Consider the following 23955-nt stretch of genomic DNA (forward strand, 5'->3'; position numbering starts at 1 on the left):
GCCGAAGCCGTAGCCGTTGACGATCGCGTTGTGGGGGGTCATGGTGCCCGGCCCGTTCTGGGTGTTCCAGTACCAGAGCGCGGTCTTCCAGGCGACGGCCGGGTCGGTCTGCACCAGGTTGGGGTTGCGCAGCAGGTCGATGCCGAGGGCGTCGCCGGCCGCCTTGTAGTTGAAGTTCCAGCTCAGCTGGATCGGGCCGCGCCCGTAGTAGGCGGCCTGGCCGGCCGGGCAGCCGTACGGCTGTGAAGTGTCGCAGTAGTGGGGGTAGTTGGCGGTGTTTTGCTCGACCACGTAGACCAGCGCGCCGGTCTCGTGGTTGACGTTGGCGAGGAAGGCCGCGGCCTCCTGCTTGCGGACGGTGTCGCTGCCGGTGGCCGCGAAGGCGGGGTAGGCGGTGAGGGCGTCGATCAGGCCCTGGTAGGTGTAGAAGGGGTTCCGGTTCGGGAACATCTGGTCGAACTGGGCCTGGCTGACCGGGAAGCCGCTCGGGTTCGGCGTGCCGGTGGACGTGGGCGTCGGCGTGGCGGTCGGGGTCGGGGTCGTCGTCGGGCCGGTGCCGCAGCCGCCCTGGTCGGACCAGACGCCGGAGCCTCCGGTGCTGGGCGGCTCGTTCTGGGTCCACCACTTGGCGAGCCAGTTGTGGCCGTTGTAGGAGACGGCGGCGCCGCCGGTGTAGACGGCCGAGGAGTTCCAGGGCGTGGCGCAGACGGCGGCGCTGGCGTTGGCCGCGGGCAGCAGCAGGACCACCGCCAGTGCCGTGGCGACGGCGGAGAGCAGTGCGAGCAGGCGTTTCGTGGACACTTGATCACCCCTTGTGCGGTGTGGGGCCGCACGGTCGTGGAGGTAGGGACGTCGGGGCAGGGGAGCCGGGCCCCGCGGGTGGGGCACGTCGTGGGGGACGGGCCGACCGGGGTGCGGGCCGGTGCGGGGCTGACCCAGACTCAAGCGGAATGGTCTATACCTGTCAAGGGGTTTCCGGAAAAAGACGCACCCCGCGGAACGGCCGGGGAGGGAACAGGGGCAGGGGGCGGCTCCGGCTCGGGGGAGGGGTTGGGTTCGAGGTCTCCGCGCCCCCGCGCGCCGCACAGGACCGAGGCCGAAGCGCGCAGCGGCACGAGCACCGGGGTATCGGGAAGGCGGTATCGGCACGTGGGTATCGGCAACTGGGTATCGGGCGATCACGGGAGGTTCCATGAGCGAGCAGCAGGAAGTGCCGCCGATCTCGATCTTCTACCGTCGCGACGGGCTCGGCCCGGGCCCGGCACTGGGTGAGGCCCAGCGCGGGGACCGGGTTCGGCGCGTCCAGGACTTCTGGCTGCACCGGCTCGGTGAGTACTGGCTCGTCACCCGGCACGCCGACGTGCGGCGCGTGCTGGCCGACCAGGAGACGTTCGCGATGTACGACCCGCAACGCGCTCCGGTCCTGCCGAACGAGCTCCTCAACATGGACCCGCCGGAGCACACGCGGCTGCGCCACGTCCTGACGCCGGAGTTCACCGGGAAGCGGATCCGCTCACTGGAGCCGATGATCCGCACCCTGGTCGGCGAGCTGATCGACGCCATGGAATCGCGGGGTCCCGCGGCGGACCTGATGGCCGACTTCGCCCTGCCGCTGCCGCTCGGGGTGATCTGCGCGATGCTCGGCGTTCCCGACCCCGACCAGGGGCAGTTCCACCGCTGGTCCCGTACCACGCTGGATCTCGGGCTCCCCATCGAGGAACGGCTCGCGGCCGGCCGGGAATCGCACGCGTACATGGCCTCCCTGGTGGCGGAGAAGCGGCGCAGCCCGGACGACGGGATGATCGGCATGCTCGTCCGGGAGCACGGCGGCGCGGTGTCGGACTCCGAACTGGTCGGCGTCTGCGAGCTGCTGCTGCTCGCCGGCCACGTCACGGTGTCCAACACGATCGGCCTGGGCGTGCTCGCCCTGCTGTCGCACCCGGAGCAGGCCGACCGGTTGCGCGACGCCACCGAGGCCGATCCGGTGATCGACACCGCCGTCGAGGAACTGCTGCGGTACCTGTCCGTGTCCAGCACCGCGCTGGCCCGGACCGCGCGGTGCGACACCGAGGTCGGCGGCGTCCCGATCAAGGCCGGTGACCAGGTCGTCTGTCAACTGCCGGTGGCCAACCGCGACCCGGCGCTCGGCGCCGGGATGGACCGCTTCGACATCGCACGCACACCCGTGTCGCACCTGGCCTTCGGGCACGGTGCGCACCACTGCCTCGGCGCGCCGCTGGCCCGCGCCGAACTGCGGATCGCGGTGCCCGCGCTCCTACGGCGACTGCCCGGTCTCGCGCTCGCGTGTCCCGCCGACGACGTGCCCTACCGCGTCAACAACGAGGTCTACGGTCTCGACGCGCTGCCCGTCACCTGGTGACCCGTGACGTCGACGGGAACCAGGGCGGCGCCGGGCACGGTGCGACGGACGTCCGCCGCGGCCTCCGGCGCCTCGGCCGCACCGTCCCGGCAGGTCGGAGAACGGCTTCACCGGGCGCGACACCACCTTCAGGACCTGGAACCAGCCCCACCCGGCCCGCATACTGGCGGGAGCCGACGGCATCCCGGTCCACGGCGACCAGCGCTCGGAGCGGGACGTGGGACGCGGGACGAGGCAGCACTCGTTCCGGCGCGGGTGCCGGGGCGTCCGCCATCCACCGACGCCGACGAGGAAGAACCCGCCATGACCTATACCGTGGATTTCGACACCGTCTCGACCGTCGGTCTGGAGTCTTCACCCGTCGCGGAGGCGCTGGCCGGTCTGCGGGCGAACGAGGCCCGCTATTTCAGGAACAAGTACGACCACGTCTTCACGGTGGAGCCGGCCGGCGACGCCCGGGAGGCCGTCGACTGGGTGCACCGGATCCTCAAGGAGGAACGGGACATCGTCATCTCGTCCCGCCCGCTGGAGGCCACGGCCTTTCAGGTCGAGGACATCCGCATGGCCTATGTCTTCTACGAGAGCGGGCTGTCGATCAATGTGATGTACACCGTCGGCGACGCCAAGAAGCGGGCGGTCGGGTTCAAGCTCTCCGAGGGGATGGAGATCCCGGAGGAGCTCGCCTCCCGTTTCAAGTTCGCCCGGCAGAAGTCGAAGCTCGCCGGTGTCATCCGCGGCTCGTTCTTCGTCGTCAAGAACGAGTACTGACCGAGGCACCCCCGCGTCCGGCGGCCCGGCCCCCGGCCCCCAGGACCGGAGCAGCCGGGCGTCGACCGGGGGTCCCGGCTGCTCCCGGTGTCACGACTGCTCACCCGCCCGCAGTTCGGTGGCGATCCGGTGCCGGCCGGCGACCAGTGTCTCCACCACCACCCCGAGCCCGACCAGCAGGGCCAGGCCGGCGGTGGGCAGCAGCACCGGCATCAGCACGGGGACGACGACATCCCCGACCTTGGCGCCGACCAGCGTCGAGATGTCGAAGGCCCCGCCCAGCAGGGCGACCGCCGCCAGTGCGACCAGGCCGCCGCCGACGGCCGCGGCCAGGGTCTGCGGCAGCGCCTCGGTCATGATCAGTGCCAGCCCCTGCCGGGGCCGCATTCCCATGGTGCGCAGTCGGGCGAGCACGGCGGTGCGGTCGGGCACGGCCCGGAAGAGCGTCAGCAGGACGGCGAGCAGGGCGAATCCGGATCCGGCGGCGGCCCCGGCCGGATCATCCTCACCGTGCTCGTCCCCGAGGCGCTCGGCCCGCTGATCCTGGGGCTGACCTTCGTCCTGGTCGCGCTGGTCGACTTCTCGGCGGTGGCCGGGACGGTCGGCGGCGGCGGGGTCGGCAACCTGGCCATCACCTACGGCTACCAGCGCTTCGACACCACGGTGATGGTCGTGACGGTGGCGATCCTCATCGTCCTGGTGCAGATCGCGCAACTGCTCGGCAACTGGCTGGCCCGCCAGGTGCTCCGGCGCTGAGCGCGCGCCGGCCGGGGCCTGCCGTCCCGGCCGGCTCCTCGCAGGTCAGAGGCCGTTTCCGCCGGAAGGCGGGGGCGGCCTCCTCCGTCGGTGGTCGCTGGACGGTCGTGGCTCGACCGCCATGTCCTCCCGGATCCCTATGCGCTGTCCCGTGGCCCGGCCTTCGGCCGCAGCAGGGCCGGCGTCGGCTTCGCGCCCGACAGCCGTACGGCGGCGCCGCGGGCGAGGTCGAAGGCGAGCGCCGGGTCCTCCGTGCGGGTCCACGGCGGGCTGCCGCACCACGGCCCGACCGCCCGGAACTGCTCCAGGGCGATGCGGTGGAGCCCGGCGATGCCCGCGTAGTGGGCGAGCAGGTGCCGCAGGTGCGGCAGCCGGTCGTGGTCCGGGCGGACCCGGGCCAGCGCGGCCGCGACCTTGCGCACCGGGTCCCTGCCCAGTTCGCCGGCCAGCGTGGTGCCGAGGGTGCCGCGCAGTTCCAGCTCGTACAGCGCCTGCAGGTAGAGGCCGGGCAGCGGGCTGCCGGTCGGGGCCTTCCTGAGCGCCCGCTTGGCGAAGGCCAGCATCTTCTTGTCCGAGCCGGACCACTTGGCGCACCAGTACTGCATGGCCTGCCAGTGGCCCTCGTAGTGGAACGGCGCCCGCTCGACCAGCCCGCGCCACAGCTCCTCGAAGTGCTTGGGCGTGTACTGCGCGCCGCGGGCGGCGGTCACCATGACGACCCAGGGGCCCGGGTCGGCGGGGGCCAGGAGGGCGGCCCGCTTCGCGGCCTCGACGGCGGCGGGAAGCATGGCCCGGAAGGTCAGCATGGCCTCCTCGGGCACCTTGTGGGTGTCCCGGGAGCCGCGGACCGTCCAGGCCGCCTGCACCATCCGACCGGCCTCCAGGGTGGCCGCGTCGCAGTTGCCCGGCTCGGCCGCGCGCCAGGTCTTCAGCCAGCTGTCGTTCCGGTCGGCGATGGAGTCCAGCAGGTCGAGTCGGTACCAGCGCTCGTCCCAGTCCTGCCCGGCGGCCTCGACGTACGCGGCGGCCGGCCTCCAGTCCCCGGCCCAGGCCGCCTCGGCGATCGCCAGGCACTCCTGGCGGAGGTGCGGGGGCGGTGGCGGACCGGCGCGGCCGGGGTCGAGCCGGTCGCGGGGGGCCATGCCGTACGTGGGCGCGTCGAACTCGGCCCGGGCCCAGTTCCGTGCCCTGTTCCTGCGGAACCTGAGGACGGCGGCGAGGGCGAGCATGCCCAGCACGCCGAGGATGAGGTACGTCACGGCGGAGCATCATCCTTGATCGCGGCTCGTGCGGGCAACGCGATGGACGGGCGGCGTGCTCCGGTGGCGAACCGCTGTGCTCCGGTGACGGCGGGCGCGCGGACGGACAGCGGAAGAAGATCCAAGCTCTTGCCCCGGCCGAATTAGTCATCTTAACTATGCATCCAGAGGCGGTGATCCACTGCACGTCGTCACCGCCGGCTTCACGGGCACCCTTGTGGGCCGCCCTGGACCGCCCGAGCTCCAACGGATGCCGACCGTCCGTCACCCCGGGGTTCCGCGCGCGTTCGAAGCGACCCGAGCGATCCGATCGGGGGCCTCGGCCCTGGCGATCCGATCCGTACCACCGGGGTCACCGGCCGCTCCCCCCACGCACCGCCACCGCGCCGTCGATCCCTGCAACGGCCCTCCCCCAGGAAAGGTCTGGCCTTGTCGGAGACGTACGAGCCCCACGGCACCACCACCGACCAGGCGGACACGCGTTCCGCGTGCGGGGCCGACACCCCGGCGGCGGCCGGGGTCCGGCTCCCGGAGCCCGCGCCGGGACAGCAGCGGCTCTGGGCGCTGTCCCAGCTGGACGGCGCCAACGCCGCGTACAACGAGACCCTGGCCTTCACCCTGCGCGGAACCCTCGACCGGGCGGTGCTCGCCCGCGCGCTCGACGAACTGGTCTCCCGGCACGAGGTCCTGCGCACCCGGCTGGTCACCGACGGAGACGGCCTCCACCAACTGATCGGTCCGCCCGACTCCGGCTACACCCTCGCGGTGGACGACCTGACCGGGCTCCCGGACGCCGGGGCGCGCGTCACCGCCCTGCAGCGCGCGGAGTCCGACACGCCCTTCGACCTGGTCCGCGGCCCGCTGGCGCGCGGCCGTCTGATCGTCCTGGCCGAGCGGCACCACGTGCTGCTGCTGACCCTGCACCACGCGGTCTTCGACGGCTGGTCCATGACCGTGATGCTGCGCGAACTCGGAACGCTGTACACGGCCTTCCGTGACGGCGCGCACTCCCCGCTGCCGCCGCTGCCCCTGCAGTACGCCGACTACACCCGTTGGCAGCGGGAGTGGGCGTGCGGGGACGAACCGGCGGTGCAGGCCGCCCACTGGAGGGAAGCCCTCGCCGGCGCCCCGGCCCTGCTCGAACTGCCCACCGACCGCCCCCGACCGCCGGAGCAGGACCACCGCGGCGGCCGGGTGCCGCTCTCCATCGACCGGGAACTCGGCACCGCCCTCACGTCGCTCGCGCGCCAGCAGGGCGGGACCCTGTTCACAGCCGTGCTGGCCGGCTGGTCCGTGGTGCTGTCGCGGCTGACCGGGCAGAGCGACATCGTCGTCGGCGTCCCGACGGCCAACCGCCGCCGCGGCACCTTCTCCGACCTGATCGGATTCTTCGTCAACTCCCTGGCCGTGCGGGTCGACCTGGCGGACTCGCCGACCGGGTCGGCCGTGCTGAAGCAGGTGCGCGGCGCGCTGCGGGCCGCCCTGAAGCACCAGGACCTGCCGTTCGAGCAGGTGGTGGAGCTGATCAACCCGCCGCGCAGCACCGCCCACACCCCGCTGTTCCAGACCATGGTCGCCTGGCAGCCCTCCCGGAAGGGCCTGCTGGACCTGCCCGGGATCGAGGTCGAGCCGCTCGGCATCCCGTACGCCGGGGCCAAGTTCGACCTGGCCCTGTCGCTCGCGGAGGAGGACGACGGCCGGGTGGTCGGCCATCTGGACTACGCCGTCGCGCTGTTCGACCACCCGACGGCCGAGCGCTACGCGGGCTATCTGCTCCGGGTGCTGGCCCAGCTGGTCGACCGGCCCGACCTGGGCGTGGACGAGCTGGAACTCATGGACGAGGAGGAGCGCCGCCGGGTGCTGTCGGAATGGAGCGGCGCCGACCGGGCCCACCGGGACGACGGCACCTGCCAGGACGACCGGGAGGACCGGGAGGACCGGGAGGACCGGGAGGACCGCGCCGACGGGTCGGTGACGCCCGCCGCTACCGCCCCGGCCGGGTTGGTCGAACGCTTCCAGGCCCAGGTCCGAACCCGCCCCACCGCTCCGGCCCTGGTCCGGGAGGGGGAGCGGCTCGACTACGCCGCGCTCGACCGCCGCGCCAACCGGCTGGCGCACGCGCTGATCGCCCGCGGCGTCGGCCCGGACCAGGTCGTCGGCCTGCACTCCGGGCGCTCGACCGAGCTGGTGGTGGGCGTCCTCGGCATCCTCAAGGCGGGCGCCGCCTACCTGCCGCTGGACCCGGGGCAGCCGGTCGAGCGGCTGGCCGCGATGGTCGAGGACGCGGCGCCGGCCCTGGTGCTCAGCGACGCCGACGTGCCGCCCGGGGACTGGCAGCCGGTGCGGGCGGTCGAGGCCGAGACGGAGCGCGACGACGCACCGGGGATCGCCGTCGGGCCGTCGCAGCTCGCCTATGTCATCCACACCTCCGGTTCCACCGGCCGCCCCAAGGGCGTGGCGGTGACCCACGGCAGCGTCCTCAACCTCTTCGACACCTGGCTGGCGCGCTTCGGGGCCACCCCCGGCGAGGCGGCCTCCGCCTGGTCGAGCATCGGATTCGACGCCTCGGTGCACGAGTTGCTGATGCCGCTCACCACCGGCGCCGTGCTGCACCTGGTCCCCGACGAGCTGCGCGGCGACCCGGAGGAACTGCTGGGCTGGATGCGCGAGCACCGCGTCGTGCAGGCCTTCCTGCCGCCGTCCTACGTCACGTGGATCGACGAGGACCCCGAGGCGCGCCTGGACGGGCTGGTGCTCCGTCAGCTGCTGACCGGGGTGGAGTCCCTCCCGGAGAAGGCGCTGCACCGCATCCAGCAGGCACTGCCCGGCCTGCGCGTCTGCTACGGCTACGGGCCCACCGAGGCGACGCTGTACAGCACCGCCTACACCGACCCGCGGCCGCTGGACCGGCCGTGCCCGATCGGCCGCCCCCTCGACAACACCCGCCTCTACCTGCTCGACCGGCGGCTCCGGCCGGTGCCGACCGGGGTGACCGGCGAGGTCTTCCTCGGCGGGGCGAGCCTGGCCCGGGGCTACCTGCACCGTCCGGACCTGACCGCCGAGCGCTTCGTCGACGACCCCTTCGCGCCCGGTGAACGCCTGTACCGCACCGGGGACCTCGCCCGCTGGCTTCCGGACGGCAACGCCCAGTACCTCGGCCGCGGCGACGACCAGGTCAAACTGCGCGGCTTCCGGATCGAACCGGGGGAGGTCGAGGCCGCGCTGCTGGCCCTCCCCGGCGTGCGGGAGGCGGCGGTGCTGGCCGACCGCGACGCCGCGGGCGAGCTGCGCCTGGTGGCGGGCCTGGGCCGGGGCGACGCGGAGCCGCGCCGACCGCACGAGTGGCGTGCCGCCCTGGCGCGGCGGCTGCCGGACTACATGATCCCCGCGCTCTTCGTGGAACTGCCGCGGCTGCCGCTCAACCGCAGCGGCAAGCCGGACCGCGCCGCGCTGCTGGACGCGGCCCGCTCCGCGACCCGTGCCCGGGTCAACACGGCGAGCCCGCGGGACCACGTGGAGATGACGCTGCACACCATCTGGCGGCGGGTGCTGCTCCACCCCGGCATCGGGATATCCGACAACTTCTTCGATCTGGGCGGCACCTCGATATCCGCCATCAAGGTGGCCCTGGCCGTCCGTGAGGAGTTCGGCGAGACCCTGCCGATCCGCGACCTCGTGCAGAACCCGACCATCGAGGCCCTGGCCGAACGGCTCCGGGCGGGGGCGTCGGGCGCACTGGACGGCAATCTGGTCGAGTTCCGCCGGGGGGACGGACGACAGCGGGTGGTCTGCGTCCACCCGGCCGGCGGTACCGCCTTCTGCTATCTGCCGCTGGCCGCGGCGCTGCCCGACCGGGTCGGCGTCCTCGGGGTGCAGTCGCCCGGGATCAACCCCGGGGAGACGCCGCTGCCCACGGTCGAGGCCATGGCGGAGCAGTACCTGGCGCTGGTCGACCCCCGTCCGGACGAGGCGCTGGTGCTGTGCGGGCTCTCCTACGGCGGCCTGGTCGCCCACGAGATGGGGCGCCGACTGGCCCGGGCCGGGCACACCCGGTTCAGCGTGGTGCTGCTCGACACCCACGGAACCGAGGACACGGAGCAGCTCGCCTCGATCGAGCCCGTGCCGATGACCGAGTTCCGCGACAAGCTCATCAGGTTCAACGGGATGTACCCGGGGATCGAGGACGAGCAGATCGACCGGTACTTCCGCATCTACAACCACAACCGGATGACCGCCCGCGACTACCGGACGCCGCCCTCACCGGCCCGGCTGGTGCTGGTCGAGGCCGCCGGGGACGCATCGGCCGGCGGGAACGCGAACCGGGAACAGGAGGAGCAACCGGCGCATGCCGTACGCGCGTTCTGGCAGCGGCGCGCCGGCGGCGGCCTGCTGGTCGAGCCGGTCGCCGGCGGCCACTGGGACCTGCTGGAGAGCGCGGCGGTGCCCCGGATCGCCGAGCTGATCGCGGCCGAGCTGGACCGCCATCCGGTGCCCCCGCCCGCCCCGGCCGATCCCGTACCCGGACAGCCGTCCGCCGCGTCCGGCGTGTCCGCCGCGCCCGTCGGGGAGGCCTGATGCCCGCCGAGAGCGCCGTGAGCGCAGCCCCCGTCACGCCCCCGGCCACCGGCCTCGCCCTGGCGGTGCACGAGCAGGCCCTGCGCACCCCCCGGGCCGTCGCGCTGGTCGACGGCGACGTCCGGCTGGACTACACGGGCCTGGAGGCCGCCGCCGCGGCGGTGGCACACGGGCTGCGCCGTGCCGGCGTCCGCCCCGGCGAGGCGGTGGCGGTCTGCCTGCCGCGCTCCTGGCAGCTGGTCTGCGTCATGCTGGGCGTCCTGCGGCTCGGTGCCCTGGTCGTCCCGCTGGACGCGCAGAGCCCGGCGGAACGCCGACGCCACATCCTGACGGACTCGTCCAGCGTGGCCGTGGTCCACGGCGGGACGGCACCCGGCGACCTGCCGGGCCGGGTGCGCCCGCTGGCGGCGGCGGCGCTGCTCGCGGCCGGACCGGGCGACCGGGAGGCGGTCTTCACCGGGGCGCCGGTTTCCTTCCTCTTCTACACCTCGGGCACGACCGGCCGCCCCAAGGGCGTCGAGGTGCGGGACGCCGGCATCCTGCGGCTGGCGAGCCCGGGGTACATCCGCATCGAGCAGGGAGCCCGCTACTCCTGCCTGTCCAATCCGGCGTTCGACGCCTTGAGCTTCGAGGTCTGGGTGCCGCTGCTGACCGGCGGCTGCTGCGTCGTCCTCGGTGACGAGGCCGTCCAGACACCGCACCGGCTGGCCGCCGCCCTGCTGCGGGAGCGCATCGACACGGCGTTCGTCACGGTGGCCCTGTTCAACGCGGTGGTGGACACGGAGCCGTCCTGCTTCGCCGGTGTCGGACAGCTGCTGGTCGGCGGGGAGCAGCTCAACGCCCGGCTGATCCGCCGCTGGTACCGGCACAACGCGGCGGCCCCCACCCGGCTGCACAACGTCTACGGCCCCACCGAGGCCACCACCTTCGCGCTGTGCCACCCGATCCCGCGCGACTTCGACGGGGACCTGGTGCCGATCGGACGGGTGCTGCCGCGGACCGGGGCCGTGCTGGTGGCCCCGGACGGCGATCGGGTCGCGGCGCCCGGGGAGGTGGCCGAACTCCATCTGTCCGGTGCCGGTCTCGCGGCCGGCTACCGCAAGCTGCCCGAGGAGACGGAGCGCCGGTTCGTCCGGCTGCCCTGGTACGACGACGGCCGCACGACGCACTACCGCACCGGCGACCTGGTGCGCGCCGACGCCGACGGCCTGGTGGAGTACGTCGGACGCGCCGACCGCCAGGTGAAGGTCCGCGGCTTCCGGATCGAGCCCGGCGAGCTGGAGCGGCAGATCGTCACGCATCCGGCGGTGCGGCAGGCGTACGTGTGCACCCGCAGGCTCGGGGAGGACGGCCCGAACGAGCTGCTGGCGTACGTCGTGCTCGGGGAGGAGGTCCCGTTCGAGGAGTTCGACCGCCATCTGGCGGCCGGGCTGCCGGGCTACATGAGGCCCCATCACATCCACCTCGTGGACGCGCTCCCGCTGAACGCCAACGGCAAGGTCGACCGGGCCGCCCTGCTGCGCCGCAACGACCGGCCCTGGCGCGGCCCGGAGGGCGACCGTCCGGGCGCCGCGGCCGTCACCGCGCGGCAGCGTGAGGTGCTGGCCCTGGCGGCCGAGGTGCTCGGGGTGCCGGACCTGCGGCTGGACGACCGCTGGATCGCCTCCGGCGGCGACTCGCTCAAGGCGCTGCGGCTGCGCTTCGAGGTGCGCCGGCGCTGGGGCTGCGAACTGCCCCAGGCCCGCGTGCTGACCGGGGACGTGGCGGGGATCGCCCGGGCGGTGGCGGAGGCCGGAGCCGCCGACTCGCCGTACCCGGTGCCGCCCGCGCCGACCCGGGCACGCTCGGCGTCCGCCACCAGCGAGCAGCAGCGCCTGTGGCTGCTGCAGCAGCGGGCGCCGCGTTCCCGGGCCTACGCGGTGGAACTGGCCTTCCGCCTGGACGGCCCGGTCGACACCGAGGCGTTGCGCGGTTCGCTGCGGGAGCTGGTGCGGCTCCACGCGGCCCTGCGCACCGCCTTCGAGGCCGCGCCCGAGGGCCTGCGCCAGCTGGTCGGGGACCCGTACGACCCGTGGACCGGACCCGGCCCGGGGACCGAACCCGGCCTGCGGGCCGGACCCGGCGCGAGGGTGGTCGGCGCCAGCGGCGAGGACGGTGCGCGCGCCATGGCGGAACGTTTCTTCGCCGTGCCGTTCGACCTGGCCCGCCCCCGGATGCTGCGCGCCCGCTGGCTGCCGCAGGACGGGGGAGGGGTGCTGCTGCTCCATCTGCACCACATCGCGGTCGACGGCTGGTCGCTCAACGTCCTGCTGAACGACCTGTCGTCCGGCTACCGGCACGCCCTCGGCGGCGCCGCCGAGGCCTCGCGGCGGACGGACACCGCCCCGGTGCCCACCCCGCTGGACTACGCCGCCTGGCAGGCCGACTGGTTCGCCGGCCCCGCCTACCAGGCCCAGCGCGCCGAACTGCGGGCCCACTACGCCCGGTCGGAGGAGGCAGTGGACCACGAGCCCGGTGACCCGGCCGGAGCCCCGCCCTTCTCCCGGGCCGGCCTGCTGCACACCTCGCTGGACGTCGTGCGGCGCGCCGCCGTGGACCGGATCTGCGCCGAACTGGGCATGACCCGCTTCGAGTTGCTGCTCGGTGTCTTCGCCTGGAGCCTGTACGGGGTGACCGGCGCGGCCAGGCCGCGGATCGCCGCACCGGTGGCCAACCGGCCGGTCCAGGAGTTCGAGGGCAGCGTCGGCATGTTCGCCAACACCGTGCTGCTGCCGCAGGCCGTCGCGCCCCGCGAGGAGCTGCGCGGCCAGCTGCTGCGCCTGGGCGCCGAAGCCCGCCGGGTGCTGGACCGCCAGGACGTGGCGCTGGCCGACGTCCTGGCCGACCGGGAGCCGGCCCGGGGCGACTCCCCGTTCGACTACCTGTTCGTCCTGGAGAACACCGACTTCGGTGCGCTGGCCCTGCCCGGCTGCGCCGCCCGCCCGCTGTGGTGGGCCCCGGCCGAGGCCAAGTGCCCGATGACGCTGTCCGTGGTCGAGCGCGAGGGCGGTCTCGACTGCCTGTGGGAGTACGCCGACGACCGCTTCGACGCCGCCGAGGTGGCGGCGATGGCGGTCCTGTTCCGGCGGGGCCTGGACCTGCTGGCCGACGGCGGGACGGCGACCCCGGCCGAGCTCGCGGCACCCTACCGCCGCGCACTGCCGCAACCCGGTCGCGGCGCCCCGACGGTGCCGGCCTGGACGACGGTGGCCGAGGGCTTCGCCCGGCAGGTCGCCCGCACACCCGACGCACCGGCCCTGATGTCCGACGGCCGACGGGTGAGCTACGCCGAACTCGACGCCCACGCGGCGGCGCTCGCCGCCGAGCTGCGGGCCGCCCACCCGCTGCCGGACGGGGACGACCGCCCGTGCTGCGTCGCGCTGCACCTGGGGCCGTCGGTCGAGCACGTGGTGGCGCTGCTGGCGCTGGCCAGGCTCAACGTGACCATCGTGCCGCTCGACCCGTCCTATCCACCGGCCCTGCGCCGCCAGGTGCTGGACCAGGTGGAGCCGCTGTGCGTGCTGCTGCCCCCGGGCGGTGACCCGGAGTTCGACGCGGTCGACCCGGGCCGCGTCGCGCGCCACCCGGTGGTGCTGTCACCCGCCACCGCGGCGGCCGCACCCACCGCCGCGCCCGCCGCCCCGGCGCACCGCGGGGCCCGACCGCTCTACACCCTGTTCACCTCGGGATCCACCGGTGTCCCCAAGGGCGTTCAGGTGTCCGACCGCACCCTGTGCAACCTGCTGCAGTGGCAGGCGGAGTCGGGAGGACTGGCGGCCCCGGCGGCCACCCAGCAGTTCTCCATGCTCTCCTTCGACGTGTCCTTCCAGGAGGTCTTCGGGACGCTGTGCGGCGGCGGCCGCCTGCACCTGGTCCGGCCCGGCTGGCGGCAGGACGCCCCCGCGCTGCTGGAGCAGCTGGAGACGGCCGGTGCGGAGCGCGTCTTCATGCCCTACGTGGCACTCCAGCTCCTCGCCGAGCACGGCGTCCACCTGGGCCGCTACCCCTCGCGGCTGCGGGAGGTGGTCACCGCCGGCGAGCAGCTGGTGTGCACCGAGGCGATCCGCCGCTGGTTCGCGGGCCTGCCGGGCGCCCGGCTGTTCAACCACTACGGCCCGACCGAGACGCACGTGGTGAGCAGCCTGTGCCTGGACGGCGATCCGGCCCTGTGGCCGGAGCGTCCCGCCATCGGCCGGCCGGTGGCCAACGCGGTGCTCACGGTGGTCGACGAGGCCGACGAGCCCGTTCCCCCCGGCCGCGCCGGCACCCTGCTGATCGGCGGCACCATGGCGGCGCGCTGCTACCTGGGAGACCCGGCGCTCAACGACGCGCGCTTCGTCGAGCTGCCCGGCCTCGGCCTGTGCTACCGCAGCGGCGACCGGGCCCGCTTCGACCGGCAGGGCCGGCTGCACTTCCTGGGCCGGGACGACGACCAGATCAAGCTGAGCGGACACCGGCTGGAGCCGGGACAGGTCGAGGCGGCCCTGCTGCGGCACCCGGCCGTCGTCAACGCCGTGGTGGTCCGCGACGGCGAGGAACTGGTGGCCTGCCTGCAATGCCGCGGGGAGGCGCCCACGGTCGAGGACCTCACCGCGCACCTGGCGCCGATGCTGCCCGGCCACGTCCGGATCGCCCGCTTCCGGGTGATGGGGGAGCTGCCCAGGACCCCCAGCGGAAAGCTGGACCGCCGGGGCGCGCTGCGCTCCGCGGGGCGCGAACTGCGCCGCCCGACGGCCCGCGCCGCCGGCCTGTCGGCGCGCGAGGCCCTGCTGACCGAGGCGTTCGAGGCGGTCACCGGCCTGGCGATCGACCCGGGGCAGACCTTCTTCGACGCCGGAGCCTCCAGCCTGGGCCTGATGCGCTTCCAGCTGCGCTGCACCACCGAAGCGGGCCTGCGCTTCACCGTCGCCGACCTGTTCGAACACGTCACCGTACGGGCGCTGGCCGACTTCCTGGACCGGTCGGCAACGGCCGCGGACGGCGGATCCCCACGCGCCGCCACCGCTGCCGGGGCGCCGGCCGAAGCCGCCGGGCGGATCGCCACCGCCGGCCCGATCGCCCTGGACGAGCCGATCGCGGTCGTCGGCATGGCGGTACGGCTTCCGGGCGCGTCCGATCTCGCCGCGTTCTGGCGGATGGTCACCACGGGCGGCACCGGCATCGAGCACTTCGACGCCGCCGACGGCCTGGTCGGGGCGCGCAGCCAGTTGGACGGCCCCCTGGACTTCGACCCGGACCACTTCGGCATCGGCCGGCAGGAGGCCCGGCTGATGGACCCCCAGCAGCGGCACCTGCTGATGAGCTGTGTCGAGGCCCTGGCACACGCCGGGATCGCCGACCCGTCGGGTGCGCGCGTCGGCCTGGTCGCCGGAGCCGGTGAGAGCACCTACTTCCAGTCCATGCTCCGCGAGGCCGACCCCGAACGCCTGCCCGACGGCTTCCAGTTGGCCCTGCACCACGACAAGGACTTCCTCGCCACCAAGGCGGCCTACCACCTGGGGCTGACGGGGCCCGCCTTCACCACCCAGGCGGCCTGCGCCAGTTCGCTGGTGGCCGTCCACGTCGCCGCCGGGATGCTGCGCCAGGGCGACGCCGACGTGATGCTGGCGGGCGGAGTCCTGGTCGACCCGACCCTGACCGACGGATACCGCTACCGGCCGCAGCACATCTTCTCCGTGGACGGTCGCTGCCGGCCCTTCAGCGACGACGCGAGCGGCACCATCGGCGCGAGCGGCGTCGGCACGGTGGTGCTCAAGCCGCTCCGGCTGGCCCGACGCGACGGCGACACCGTCTACGCCCTGATCACCGGCACGGCGTTGAACAACGACGGCTCCGACAAGCTGAGTTACAGCGCCCCCTCGCTAGCCGGGCAACGCGAGGTGATCCGCGCCGCCCTGCGCCGCAGCGGCCGCGGCGCCGCCGACCTCGGCTATGTCGAGGCCCACGGCACCGCCACCCGGCTCGGCGACCCGGTCGAGGTCGGCGCCCTGCGCCAGGCCTTCGACCTGGACCGGTCCGGCCACTGCGCGCTGACCTCGGTCAAGAGCCAGATAGGACACCTGGGCGCGGCGGCCGGCGTGGTCGGGCTGGTACGGGCCGCGCTCGCGGTCCACCACGGCGTGATCCCGCCCAACGTCGGCTTCCACGCCCTCAATCCGCAGCTCGGCGCCGACCCCACGCCGTTCTACGTCCCCACCGAGGCCCGGCCCTGGCCCGCGGACCGGGACAGGATCGCGGCGGTGAGCAGCTTCGGGATCGGCGGCACCAACGCCCACGCGGTCCTGGAGGCCGACCGGCCGGCCCCCGGGACGACGGGCGCAGCCGGCCCGACGGCGGGCGACGCGGCACCGGGCACCCCCGTGCCTCCCTGCCTGCTGCTCTCCAGCAGCAGCGAAGCGGGCCTGCGCGCCGACGCCGCCCGGATCGCCGACTACCTGGAGGCCCGGCCCTCCGACTATGCGCAGGTGCTGCGCCACCTCCAGGCGGGCCGTCCCGCACGCCGCCGACGGCTGGCAGCGGCCTGCCCCGACGCCTCCGCCGCCGTGGCCTGGCTGCGCGGCGCGGGCCGGATCACGGACGCGGGAGCGGGGGAGGTCCGTACCGGGGCACCGGTTTCGAGCGAAGGCCTCACCGCCGAGGAGACGGCCGCGGCCTGGCTGTCCGGCGAGCGGATCGACTGGCCCGCCGGCCCTGCCCAGGCACCGTGGGACTTCCCGCCGCCGGCCTTCGAGCTGGCGGAGTTCGACTTCCCCCGCGCCACGGCGGCCCCCGTCCCGACGGCCCCGGACCCGGCCGGTCCGGCCGCCGCCGACGTTCCGCGGCGCCTTCCGGAGGACGCCTGGCTGCACCAGCCGCACTGGGCGCGGCTGCGTCGAGCGGGCTCGGCGATCGGCTCGCGCACCTCCCGGCCGATGGTGCTGCTCACGGACGGACCGGCGCCCCCGGAGGCGGTCCGCGCCTTCGAGGCCGCCTACGCCCGGGTGGTGCGGGTCCGTGCCGCCGGGGCGTTCGCCCGGCTGGGCGACGACGTCTACGAGGTCGACCCGGCCGACCCCGCCTCGCTCGGTCGGCTTCTCGACGCACTGGCGGGTCCGGGCACGGGCACAGGTTCGGGTGCGGGCGAGGACGGCATCGACTGGGTGCACGCGCTGCCGCTGGGGATCGGCGGCCCGGTCGGCCGGGACAGCCTGGCCCGGGCCCGCTGGGCCTGTCTGGACACGCCGGCCGCACTGCTGCGGGCCGTGGCCGACGCCGCCGGGCCACTGCGGCTGAGGCCGTGGTGGCTGTCGTACCGGGCGAGGCCGGTGGACGGCCCGGTGGAGCGGCCGGAGGCGGGCCTGCTGGCCGGTGCCGCCGAGGTGGCGCCCCAGGAGGGAGCCGGGGCGGGCCACTGGGTCGACGTCCCCGCCGCGGACCCCGCCCACTGGGCCGTACCGCTGGCGGCACTGCTGGCCGAGGCCGCGACCCCGGCGGCCGCGGCCGCCCTTCCGCGCCGGCTGGCGCTGCGCCAGGGCCACTGGTGGGAACAGGTCACGCTGCCGGTGTCCACGGCCGGCCCGGGCCCCGTCAGGCTGCCTGTCGGAGGCGTGCACCTGGTCCTGGGCGGCACCGGCGGGATCGGCCGCAGCATCGCCGGCTGGCTGCTGGAGAACGGCGGCGCCCGGGTCCTGCTGCTGGCCAGGAGTCCGCGGCTGCCGGAGGAGCTGACTCCCTGGGCCGACCGGGTCGAGCTGGTCGAAGCCGATCTCGCCGAGTCGGCGCCCGAGGAGGTGATGGCCCGTATCGGCCGCCGCACCGACCGTCTCGACAGCGTGATCCACGCCGTCGGGGTGGCGAGCGGCGGTCTGATCGCCCGGCGCGACGCCGAGGCGGTGGGTCGGGCGTCCGCCGCCAAGCTGCAGGGCGCCCTGCTGGTCGAGCAGGTGATCGAGCGCTACCGGCCGTCGGTGGCGGTGTACTGCTCGTCGATGTCCGCGGAGCTCGGCGGCGTCGGCCAGTTCGACTACGCGGCCGCCAACAGCCTGCTCGACGGCTTCGCCCAGTACCGGTCGTCCGGTGACGCCGGGACCACGGTCCGGCTCGGCGTGAACTGGGACGTGTGGAGCGAGGCCGGCATGGCGCTGCGCGCACCGGGGGCCGACGCACGCCACCGGGCGCACCTGTCGGTCGGGCTGACGGTGGCCGAGGGCAAGCGGGTGTTCGCGCGGGCCATGGGACTGCAACTGCCGCAGGTGCTGGTCTCCACCACGGACCTCCACGCATCCCGCGCGTTCTACTCGGCGCCCGGCGCCGGGGCCCTCGTGCCGCCCTCTCCTGCGCTGCCCACTGGGACGGTGCCGTCCGCCGGGACCGCGCCGGTGTCCGCCGGAGGCACCATGGCGGCCGAGACGGCCGACGGCAGCGCGGCCGTCCTGCTCCGCGACCGGCTGTGCGACTGGCTGGATCTCGACCGCATCGATCCCGACGCCCCGCTCTACGACCTGGGCGCCGACTCGCTGACCCTGCTCGACGTGATCGGCCTGGTGAAACGTCACTTCGATGTCGAGCTGGAACTGTCACGGCTCAGCCACCGGGTCTCCCTCACCGAGATCCTGACCCGGCTGTCCGAGGCGACACACGCCCGGGCCGTCGCCACGGAGGGCGTGGTTCCGGAGATCTGGCAGCAGGGCACCGGAACCGACGTGCTGTGCCTGGTGCACCCGGTCGGCGGCGACATCCAGGCCTACCGGTCCCTGGTGTCGGCACTGGGCCCCCGGCCGACCGTCTGTCTGATCGCCGATCCCGCGCTGGAACGGCCCGGTACCGCGGACTGGACACTGCCCGAGCGGGCCCGCCGCTACGCCGCCGCCCTGCGGGCGCGCTACGCGGACGGCACCCGGCGGCTGCACCTGGCCGGTTGGTCCTTCGGCGCCTGGGCGGTGATGGGGATGGCCGCGGAGGCGGAGGCGATCGGCCGGCCGGTCCACGGCGTCCACCTGATCGACCCGCCGCCGCCCGGTTCCGGCGGGCTCTTCCAGGAGTACGACGACGCGCAGCTCCAGGCGGTGTTCGCGCACGAGCTCGGCCAGGGCGGATCGGTGCCGGCCGGTCCGGCGGCCCACGGCTACGCCGAACGTCTGGTCCGGTGCTGCCGGGCCAACCTGCGGAGCATGGCCGACTACCGGATGCCGATGCTGAGCGCCACGCCCAGCCGGCTGTGGCTGGCCGGGCGGCCGGTGGAGGGGCTGCCCTGGGCGGGGTCGCCGGAGCGGCAGCGGGAACTGTGGCGTCCGTACCTCCCGGAACCCAGCACCTGGCACCGGCTCGACACGACGCACTACGGCATCGTCCGCCCGCCGCATGTGCACGCGGTGGCGGCGGCGATCGCCGAGGCGTCGGACGACCCGCCCGGGGACCGCGTCGACCGCCCCCGGGCGTGATCCGGCGCGCTCCCCGCACCGGCGGTCCGGGCGGCATCGGGCCCGGACCGCCGGCGGGGGCGCCCGGCGTCGCCCGGAGCGGCCGCAGGCCCGGTCCGCGCCAGCGCCAGCCCCTCAGCCGTCGCGCACCCGCGCCCCCTTCGACCGCCGCCGTCCGACCATCGGAGACCATCCCCCGTGAACCCCTACCAGGCACTACCGGCGCGCTCGTTCTGGCGCTCCGCTGTGGCCGAGCCGGACCCGCTCGCCATCGACGACCTCTGGACGCCCGCGTTCGCGATCGGGCAGGACGAGCCGATCCTCACCGCGGGGTCCTGCTTCGCCGCGCACATCGGCCGTGCCCTGCTGGAGCGGGGCATGAACTGGTACGACGCGGAGCCGGCCCCGCCGGGGCTGACCGAGCAGGAGCGCAGGGCCCGCCACTACGGGGTGTTCTCGTTCCGCACCGGAAACATCTACACCGCCGCCGTGCTGCGGCAGTGGCTCTCCTGGGCCTTCGGCCGCACGAACCCGCCCACCGGGGCGTGGCTGGACGAGGGCAGGTACCACGACCCCTGCCGTCCGTCCGTCGAACCCGGCGGCCACGCCTCGGCCGAGGAGATGCTGGCGGCCCGGGGGACGACCCTCGCCGCCGTCCGCGAGGCCGTCACGGAAGCCGGCTGCCTGATCTTCACCCTGGGCCTGACCGAGGCGTGGCGGGACCGCGCCGACGGCACCGTCCTGCCGTCCTGCCCCGGCACCGTGCGCGGCACCTTCGACCCGGACCGCCACGTCCTCCACCGGTTCACCTTCGACGAGGTCCGCCGCGACCTGACGGACGCCGTGGCACTGGCCCGCGAGGCCAATCCGCGGCTGCGGGTCCTGCTGACCGTCTCACCGGTTCCGCTGACCGCGACCGCGACCGGCGGCCACGCGCTCACCGCCAACACCTACGCCAAGTCGCTGCTGCGGACGGTGGCCGGGCAGCTGACCGAGGACCTCGACGACGTCGACTACTTCCCGTCGTACGAACTCATCACCGGCCTCCCGTTCCGGAGCAGGTTCTACGCGCCGAACCTGCGTGAAGTGACCTCCGAGGGCGTCGACTTCGTGATGCGCCACTTCATGGCCGGGCTGTCGCGGCCCTCGGCGGATCCGCGACCGGTCCGAACCGGTACGCCGGCCGCGGGACCGAAGGGGGTGGACACCTGTGACGACGCCGTCCTCGACTATTACCGCCCCCGCTAGGTTCCTGCTGCTCGGCGACTCGCACGCCGGCCCGATCGGACGAGCCGCGAAGGCCGCCCGGATCCCCTTCCAGGGCGGCCCGATCGGTGCCGGGCGCGAGTTCACCGACGACTTCTTCGCGCCGCGCGGGCACGACGTGGTGTTCCACAAGGCCGAGGCCGACGCCCACTACCGCGGCTTCCTGGCCGGCATGGACGCGGACGGCCTCGGGCACCTCACGGTCCCCCTGGTGTCCACCTTCGGCCTCAGCGCGCACTTCGTCGCCACCCGGGAGAACTGGCACCTCCACCGTGGCCGCGACGGCGGTTTCGCCCCGGGCTTCCTCTCCGGGCCGCTGTTCGACGCCGTCGTCCGCGCCACCGTCCGCGACGCGCTGGCCTTCTACCGCCACGCACTCGGCCTCGGCCTGCGGGTGCTGGCCGTGCTGCCGCCGCAGCGCGTACCGGAGCAGTCCGACCCGGTGGTGTTCACGGCCGCGCAGGAAACGGTCCGAAGCGCGCTCGACGCGCTCGGCGTCGAGCTCGTCGACCTCCGGGCCCGCACCACCGGACCGGACGGCTTCCAGCGCCCCGAGCTGTGCGAGGCCGACGACTCCATCCACGGCAACCTGGCCTTCGGCCGGCTGGTCCTCGCGGACCTGCTGGCACGCGGGCTGTGACGACACCGAATCCCCCCACCACAGGAGCAGGTCATGGAGCAGTACGAGCTGGACGCGGTCAGGGCCGTCACCACCAGGCCCGCCAAGGAGTACCGGACCGTCACGGTCGACCCGGTCACTCCGGTGATCGGCGCCGAGGTCTCCGGCGTCGACCTCTCGAAGGAGCTGTCGGACGACCAACTGGCCGAGCTGAAGCAGGCGTTCCTCGACCACCACGTCCTCGTGTTCCGCGACCAGGAGCTGACGGACGAGGACCACAAGCGCTTCGCCGGGCACTTCGGCGAACTGCGCCCGGTCAACCCGCCCCCGGTCGACGCGGATCCGTACATCCTGGAGATCAGCACCGGCGCCGAGGCGGACAACGTCGCCGGCAACGGCTGGCACGCCGACGGCACCGCCGACGCCGAACCCTCGCTCGGGTCGATGCTCCACATCACCCGCGTGCCGGAACCGGGCAGCGGCGGCGACACCCTGTTCGCCAACATGCACCTGGCGTACGAGATGCTGTCCCCGACGATGCGCGAGCTGCTCGACGGCCTGACCGCGATCCACGACGGCCTCGTCGCCTTCCAGGGCCACACCCCGCCCGAGGGGTACGTGATCCCCAAGAGCGAACACCCTCTGGTGGTGCGGCACCCCGACACCGACCGCAGGATCCTCTACGTCAACAAGGCCTACACCGCGCGCATCCCCCAGCTGTCGCCCGACGAGAGCCGGGCCCTGCTCGACCTGCTCTGCGCGCTGCCCGCCCAGCGGCCCCTGCTGAGCTGCCGCATCCGCTGGAGCCCCAACACGCTGGTGTTCTGGGACAACCGCTGCGTCCAGCACCACGCCACGTACGACTACCACCCGCACACCCGCTACGGTCGCCGGGTCGCGATCAACGGCGGGCCGCTCAAGGCCTGATCCGGTCCGCGCCCGGTCCGCGCCCGGACCTGAGCCCGGGGCCCGGACCCGGGTGCCGGACTCAGCTCCGGGTCAGGCGGCTTCCGCGCGGGCCAGGCAGGCGGCGAGGCCGTCGGCCAGCCGCGCCCAGGTGGCGCGCTCGCCGCGCTCGTCCCGCCGGTCGGCGTGCACCAGCACCACCGCGCGGACCCGGGCGGACGGCCAGGTCGCGGCGTAGGCGGCCGGGTCCGCCGCCGCGTACGCGGCCGCCACGGCGGCCGCGTTGGCCAGGGCGTTCGCGTCGGCATGGGCCCGCACGTTGGCCGTGGTGTTGAGCTCCGCGTAGGTCTCGCCGTACTGGGCGGCCTCGGCCGCGTCGTAGCCGTTCGCCAGCGCGTAGGAACCGGCGGCGGCCGCGGCCGCGGCGTAGGCCTCGGCGTACGGGTACGCGTGGTGGAAGAGTTCCCGCAGCTCCGGTTCGAGCGCCGCGCGCCACGTGCCCTCGTCGACCCGACCGCCGCCCAGGGCGTCCGCGTGCAGCGCCTGGACGCGCTGGTGCTGCGCGACGGACCCGCCGCGCCGTGCGCTCGCCTCGGTCAGCACCGGCCCGACGGCGGAGCGGTACCAGTCGTGGACCACGCTGAAGGGCACCCTGCCGTTCAGCCGCTCCATCTCCCGGCGCACACGGCGTGCCCAGGCCCGCGCGGCGTCGGCGTCCATGCCCGCGAACAGCGCCTCCGACACCTGCGCCAGCCAGGGCGGCACGGCCGGCCCCCCACCCGGCGCCGCCGCCCCGACCGGGGCCGGTGCGAGGGCGCCGAGGGAGGAGTAGAAGGCCGCGAAGGTCTCGGGAGTGGTCATCCGCTCTGCTCCTCAGGGGCTCGTCCCCGACCCGGGGGGAGAACGCCGGCCCGGGCGAGAACGCCGAACCGGTGAAGTCCGCTGGAGCGGTGGAGAAGTGGAGCTTCACCGGCCGCTCCGGTGAGGAGATCGTACAGGCGCGCAGACGGCGGGGGAGGGGTTCCCGGGGCCGCCCGCACCTCGGCCCGACCCGCTCTCGCCGCCACCGGGCGGATACCGCGGGCGGAGCGCGGGGTTCAGTCGCCGACGGCGAAGCGTTCGCCGACGTGGTTCTGCTGCTCGATCTCGTCGACGAGGGCCACCGCGTAGTCCTCGGCGGAGATGCGGCTCCTGCCCTCGGAGTCCACGACCAGGTCGTCGAGGGCGGTGCGGTAGGTGCCGGTGCGCTCGCCGGGCTCGATCTGTCCGGCGGGGCTGAGACAGGTCCAGCGGACGTCGTGGACGGAGCGGAAGAAGTCGAGGGCGTCGCCGTGGGCGTGCATGATCTGCAGCAGGGGCTCGGGCAGTCCTTCGGCGTCCCACACCTGCTTTCCGTCGGGTGTGCGCAGCGAACCGGCGCCGTTGACGGTGATCAGCCGCGGGGCCTTGCCGTCCAGCGAACGCAGCCCGGCCACCAGCGACTCGGCGGAGGGCGCGATGGTGGCGATGTGACCGGGCCCGTCGCTGCCGCCGACGGCGCTGACGACCACGTCCTGGCCCCGGGCCGCGGCGGTCACCGAAGCGGGGTCCAGGACGTCGCCGGTGATGACGGTGAGGCCGGGACGCTTCTCGGTGAGCCTCCCGGGGTCGCGGACGACGGCCGTGACGTGGTGGCCGCGGTCCAGCGCCTCGCGCAGGATGCGGCTGCCGATCATGCCGGTGGCGCCGTACAGGGCGATCTTGGCCATGGCGGGTCTCCTCGGGACCGGGCATCGGGTGGAGGCACCACGCTAGCCAGCGTGCCTTCGTCGCCCGGGAAGGCGCGCTGGCACCCCCGGGTCGCAGGAGGGTCGGCGCGGCCTTTTACCATCATGTCGCATTCTTCGACGGAGCTGCTGCCCGGTTGGCCGTGTCCCCGCCGTCCCGCACCCCGTACGACACGACGGCTCCACCGCCCGGCGGTGGAGCCGTACATCGAGGAGGAACGTC

General features: G+C 74.5%; 13 protein-coding genes. 8 read left to right on the forward strand and 5 right to left on the reverse strand.

Features of this window, described 5'->3' with window-relative positions; translation table 11 throughout:
• A partial coding sequence (locus ACFWJ4_RS25085; RefSeq protein WP_380547166.1) for a glycoside hydrolase family 19 protein occupies nt 1-801 on the reverse strand: 801 nt, incomplete at its 3' end.
• Between the two features lie 391 nt (nt 802-1192).
• On the opposite strand from ACFWJ4_RS25085, the gene ACFWJ4_RS25090 reads away from it, so the two are divergent.
• Nucleotides 1193-2380: a cytochrome P450 gene (locus tag ACFWJ4_RS25090; RefSeq protein ID WP_380547168.1), complete on the forward strand. Its 1188-nt coding sequence runs from the start codon at nt 1193-1195 to the stop codon at nt 2378-2380.
• A 303-nt stretch (nt 2381-2683) separates the two neighbouring features.
• Nucleotides 2684-3148: a phage tail protein gene (locus ACFWJ4_RS25095; protein ID WP_380547170.1), complete on the forward strand. Its 465-nt coding sequence runs from the start codon at nt 2684-2686 to the stop codon at nt 3146-3148.
• Between the two features lie 90 nt (nt 3149-3238).
• Here ACFWJ4_RS25095 and ACFWJ4_RS25100 read toward each other — a convergent pair whose 3' ends face one another.
• On the reverse strand, nt 3239-3613 hold the full coding sequence (locus ACFWJ4_RS25100; protein WP_380547217.1) for an FtsX-like permease family protein: 375 nt from the start codon (nt 3611-3613) through the stop codon (nt 3239-3241).
• 33 nt (nt 3614-3646) lie between these two features.
• Between ACFWJ4_RS25100 and ACFWJ4_RS25105 the strand changes: the two genes are divergently transcribed.
• Entirely contained in the window at nt 3647-3904 is a 258-nt protein-coding gene (locus tag ACFWJ4_RS25105) for an ABC transporter permease subunit (protein WP_380547219.1), read from the forward strand.
• A gap of 137 nt (nt 3905-4041) precedes the next feature.
• Here ACFWJ4_RS25105 and ACFWJ4_RS25110 read toward each other — a convergent pair whose 3' ends face one another.
• Nucleotides 4042-5163 carry a hypothetical protein gene (locus ACFWJ4_RS25110; protein ID WP_380547171.1) on the reverse strand — a complete coding sequence of 374 codons (1122 nt, stop codon included), beginning with the start codon at nt 5161-5163 and terminating at the stop codon, nt 4042-4044.
• Between the two features lie 429 nt (nt 5164-5592).
• Here ACFWJ4_RS25110 and ACFWJ4_RS25115 point away from each other — a divergent pair, with 429 nt between their 5' ends.
• The 5 genes from ACFWJ4_RS25115 (at nt 5593) to ACFWJ4_RS25135 (ending at nt 21987) form a co-directional block, all read left to right on the forward strand.
• The gene (locus tag ACFWJ4_RS25115; protein ID WP_380547173.1) at nt 5593-9738 is read left to right on the forward strand and encodes an amino acid adenylation domain-containing protein; all 4146 of its coding nucleotides are present in this window, start codon (nt 5593-5595) and stop codon (nt 9736-9738) included.
• The gene (locus ACFWJ4_RS25120; RefSeq protein ID WP_380547175.1) at nt 9738-19196 is read left to right on the forward strand and encodes an amino acid adenylation domain-containing protein; all 9459 of its coding nucleotides are present in this window, start codon (nt 9738-9740) and stop codon (nt 19194-19196) included. The genes ACFWJ4_RS25115 and ACFWJ4_RS25120 overlap by 1 nt, the downstream gene beginning before the upstream one ends.
• 177 nt (nt 19197-19373) lie before the next feature.
• The gene (locus ACFWJ4_RS25125) at nt 19374-20423 is read left to right on the forward strand and encodes a GSCFA domain-containing protein (RefSeq protein WP_380547177.1); all 1050 of its coding nucleotides are present in this window, start codon (nt 19374-19376) and stop codon (nt 20421-20423) included.
• Entirely contained in the window at nt 20386-21081 is a 696-nt protein-coding gene (locus ACFWJ4_RS25130) for a hypothetical protein (RefSeq protein ID WP_380547179.1), read from the forward strand. Before ACFWJ4_RS25125 ends, ACFWJ4_RS25130 begins: the two co-directional genes overlap by 38 nt.
• Before the next feature lie 33 nt (nt 21082-21114).
• The gene (locus ACFWJ4_RS25135; protein ID WP_380547181.1) at nt 21115-21987 is read left to right on the forward strand and encodes a TauD/TfdA dioxygenase family protein; all 873 of its coding nucleotides are present in this window, start codon (nt 21115-21117) and stop codon (nt 21985-21987) included.
• Nucleotides 21988-22059: 72 nt separating this feature from the next.
• Here the strand turns inward: ACFWJ4_RS25135 and ACFWJ4_RS25140 are convergent, their stop codons facing one another.
• A complete protein-coding gene (locus tag ACFWJ4_RS25140; protein WP_380547183.1) occupies nt 22060-22827 on the reverse strand; it encodes a SpcZ in 768 nt (255 codons plus the stop codon).
• Between the two features lie 236 nt (nt 22828-23063).
• On the reverse strand, nt 23064-23714 hold the full coding sequence (locus tag ACFWJ4_RS25145; protein WP_380547185.1) for an NAD(P)-dependent oxidoreductase: 651 nt from the start codon (nt 23712-23714) through the stop codon (nt 23064-23066).
• Nucleotides 23715-23955: the final 241 nt, after the last annotated feature.

It is taken from the genome of Kitasatospora sp. NPDC127067 (assembly GCF_042724755.1).
Classification (GTDB): Bacteria; Actinomycetota; Actinomycetes; order Streptomycetales; family Streptomycetaceae; genus Kitasatospora; species Kitasatospora lactacystinica.

What these genes read in the sequence shown, in the direction of transcription:
- ACFWJ4_RS25090 (WP_380547168.1), top strand. Translation starts at nt 1,193, where the DNA reads ATGAGCGAGCAGCAGGAAGTGCCGCCGATCTCGATCTTCTACCGTCGC.
- ACFWJ4_RS25095 (WP_380547170.1), top strand. Translation starts at nt 2,684, where the DNA reads ATGACCTATACCGTGGATTTCGACACCGTCTCGACCGTCGGTCTGGAG.
- ACFWJ4_RS25120 (WP_380547175.1), top strand. Translation starts at nt 9,738, where the DNA reads ATGCCCGCCGAGAGCGCCGTGAGCGCAGCCCCCGTCACGCCCCCGGCC.
- ACFWJ4_RS25135 (WP_380547181.1), top strand. Translation starts at nt 21,115, where the DNA reads ATGGAGCAGTACGAGCTGGACGCGGTCAGGGCCGTCACCACCAGGCCC.
- ACFWJ4_RS25140 (WP_380547183.1), bottom strand. Translation starts at nt 22,827, where the DNA reads ATGACCACTCCCGAGACCTTCGCGGCCTTCTACTCCTCCCTCGGCGCC.
- ACFWJ4_RS25145 (WP_380547185.1), bottom strand. Translation starts at nt 23,714, where the DNA reads ATGGCCAAGATCGCCCTGTACGGCGCCACCGGCATGATCGGCAGCCGC.